Raw genomic sequence first — 2,658 nt, 5'->3', positions numbered from 1 at the left:
CCGCCCCCCCCCCCCCCCCCCCCCCCCCCCCCCCGCCCCCCCCCCCCCCCCCCCCCCCCCCCCCCCCCCCGCCCCCCCGCCCCCCCCCGCCCCCCCCCCCCCCCCCCCCCCGCCTGCGGCTTGCCGTACCCGTGGGGGGTTACTAGTCGCTTGCCCAGCATCGGCGTGCGCATGCCCCGTGCCTCGCACCATCACGGAACGACCACGCCCCCTACGCAATTCCGCAACAGACTGGGGCAAAGTAGGCCCGTAAGCCTGACGGAGTGTCAGTGGATTGGCTGTCCGTCGCGCCCGCGGGCCCCGAGACGACGGGCCCGTCGAGAGCGCGCACCGCAACGGGACATCAAGGCCGGCGGGACCGCGCGCCCGGCCGACATCAGGGCCAGCCGCGCAGCAGGCCCGGCAGGCTCCGGCAGGCCCGGTGAGCCGTCAGCCCTCGGGGTTCAGCATCGCCGCCGCGGTGGCGAGGTCGGTCTCGGCGCCGGTGGTCAGCGCGTACAGGGCGTATCCGATCGGGGAGGCGTTCCACAGGTGCTCGGCCTGGGCCGCCAGGCCGGGATGGACGTGCCCGCCCGCCTGCTCGTACGCGGTGAGGGTGACCTGGAGCATCTCGCGACCCGCGGCGCCGTACTGCGCGGACAGGTCGCGGGCCGGGTCGTCCACGCGCGCGGTGGTCCAGTCGAGGACCCCGGTGATCGGGCCTTCCGCGGCGAACAGCACGTGCGCGGGGTAGATCTCGCCGTGGGTCATCACCGTCCGCTCGGGCCAGCAGGTGTCGTCCGCCAGCCAGGCGTGCCACGCCTCGGCGAGGGCGGGTGCGACGGTGAAGGCCGCGCATACGCGCGCGACGTCGTCCCGCCACGCCTGACGCGCCCGGGCCGAGGTGCGGACCTCGACGCCCGCGGCCTCCGCCTGCTCCGGGCTGATCGAGTGCAGGCGGGCCAGCAGGCGCCCCAGGCGGTCGGCGTAGTCAGGGCTGGCCGGGTCCATGTGCCAGTGCGGCTCACCGGCGTCCGTCAGGGTCAGGCCGGGGGCGCCGGGCAGGGCCGGATAGGCGATCAGCTCGGGGGCGCGGACCTGCCAGTCGGGCACCGCAATGCCGTCAGCGGCCAGGACGGGGGCGACCAGGTCGAGGATGCGGGCCTCGCCTGCCATCCCCGCGGAGACGTCGGCGCGGCGCGGCGCTCGCAGCACCCATCTGCGGCCGGTCGTGTCGTCGGCCATGACGACGCGGTAGTCCAGGCCCGCCTCGTTCACGGTGGCGCCCCGTGGGGTGAGGTCCAGGCCGTGGGCGGCGGCCAGCGCGATGACGTCATCGATCGTGCTCATGGGGCCAAGCTCGCACCCGCGCGCACGCGACTTCCAGCGCATTTCCCGGCGCCTGCCGTGCGGCCGGGGGCTGTTCCGACCGTCGGGCCGGTCCCGGTCCCGGTCCGCCCGGCGTCGCGGGCATCGCAGGCATCGCAGGCGTCGCAGATTTCGCAGGCATCACGGCACCGAATTCCGCACGTGCCGCGCCGAATTCCCCACCTGCCGCGCCGAATTCCGCATACGGTTCCCCACCGGCCCCCCGCTTGCCGATCAGCTTTCCCCGCCCGGCTGCCCGCTTGGCCCATCCGACTTCCCCAACAGCCGGTCCGCGATGGTTGATGTTCACGCCGAACGGTGGGGGCCTGCGGGCGGCTCGAATTTGGCCAGTACGTGGTGGAGGGCGCTCGCGCGGTCGCTTTCGGTGGGGAGTTCCGCCAGGCGTGTCTGGAGCCCGCGGACGATTCCGATCGGTACCCGGTCGGGCCCCTTCTCGTCGATGAGTACGCCCATCGCCTGGAATCCCCAGTACTGGCTGAAGGCGAGTTGTTCGTACAGGACCGCGGCGGCCAGCGCGTCCAATCGGGTGCTGTCGGGGACCGCGTAGAGCCGTGCGTACGCGGCGAGGCGGGTGCCGGGGTCGGCCGAGCCGAGCGAGGCTTCGACGTCGAAGTCGGCCGCGTACGGGGCGGTGGCGGCGAGTTCGGCGAAGAGACGTTCCATGCGGTGGGTACGGGCGCTGCCGCTGGCCATGGTGGCGCGCACCCGGCCGTATTCGGCGGCCAGTTTCTCGACCGATTCGCCGGCGATGACGGCGCCGGTTTCCCCCGCGGTCGCACTGCCTGCCGAAACGAGTGCGACGCGCGCGGCATGTGATGCCCCGTCGACGGCGTGCTCGATGTGCGTGGTCCGTTCCTCGGCGACCCGTACGCGGTCGGCGAGTTTCCGGTACTGGGATTTGGTTCCGCCGGGCCATTCGATGCCGCCGAACAATTCGCCCAACCACGGCAGGACCGCCACCACCAACAGTGCGACGGTGATGGCATCGACCCTGAGGTCGGGGTCGATGACGTGGACGACCGCCGCCCCGATCGCCGCACAGGTGAGGAGCGTCGCCACGACGTGCCGCGAACGACGGCCGGCCGCGCGGGCGTCGTCAGGTTCTCTCACTGTCATCTGCCTGAGCATTGCGGAAGTCAGTTCGCCGGGACAGGAGTGCCGGCGATTGGCCGGGCGGGCCGCCGGCCGGGAGCGGCGCGCCCGGGCCAGTCCGGCGAAGTCGCGCCGAGGTCCCGGGCCGCTCCTGCGGGGTCGGGTGCCCGGGGCCGGGCCCGCCGCGCCCCCCCGCGG

2 protein-coding genes are annotated in these 2,658 nt (G+C 74.2%); both read right to left on the bottom strand.

The genetic code is table 11. The annotated features are described in order from the left end of the window. Positions 1 to 429: 429 nt before the first annotated feature. Positions 430 to 1,329, bottom strand: a complete 900-nt coding sequence (locus tag AAHZ94_RS32340) for a macrolide 2'-phosphotransferase (RefSeq protein WP_349997273.1) — start codon at positions 1,327 to 1,329, stop codon at positions 430 to 432. 324 nt (positions 1,330 to 1,653) lie between these two features. Beyond that, positions 1,654 to 2,484, bottom strand: coding sequence for a hypothetical protein (locus AAHZ94_RS32335; protein ID WP_349997272.1), 831 nt, complete (start codon positions 2,482 to 2,484; stop codon positions 1,654 to 1,656). Between the last annotated feature and the right edge of the window lie 174 nt (positions 2,485 to 2,658).

Source organism: Streptomyces sp. HSW2009 (assembly GCF_040240285.1).
Lineage (GTDB): Bacteria > Actinomycetota > Actinomycetes > Streptomycetales > Streptomycetaceae > Streptomyces.
Note: the sequence above shows the minus strand (reverse complement) of the source record. Positions and strands in the feature narration are given on the sequence as shown.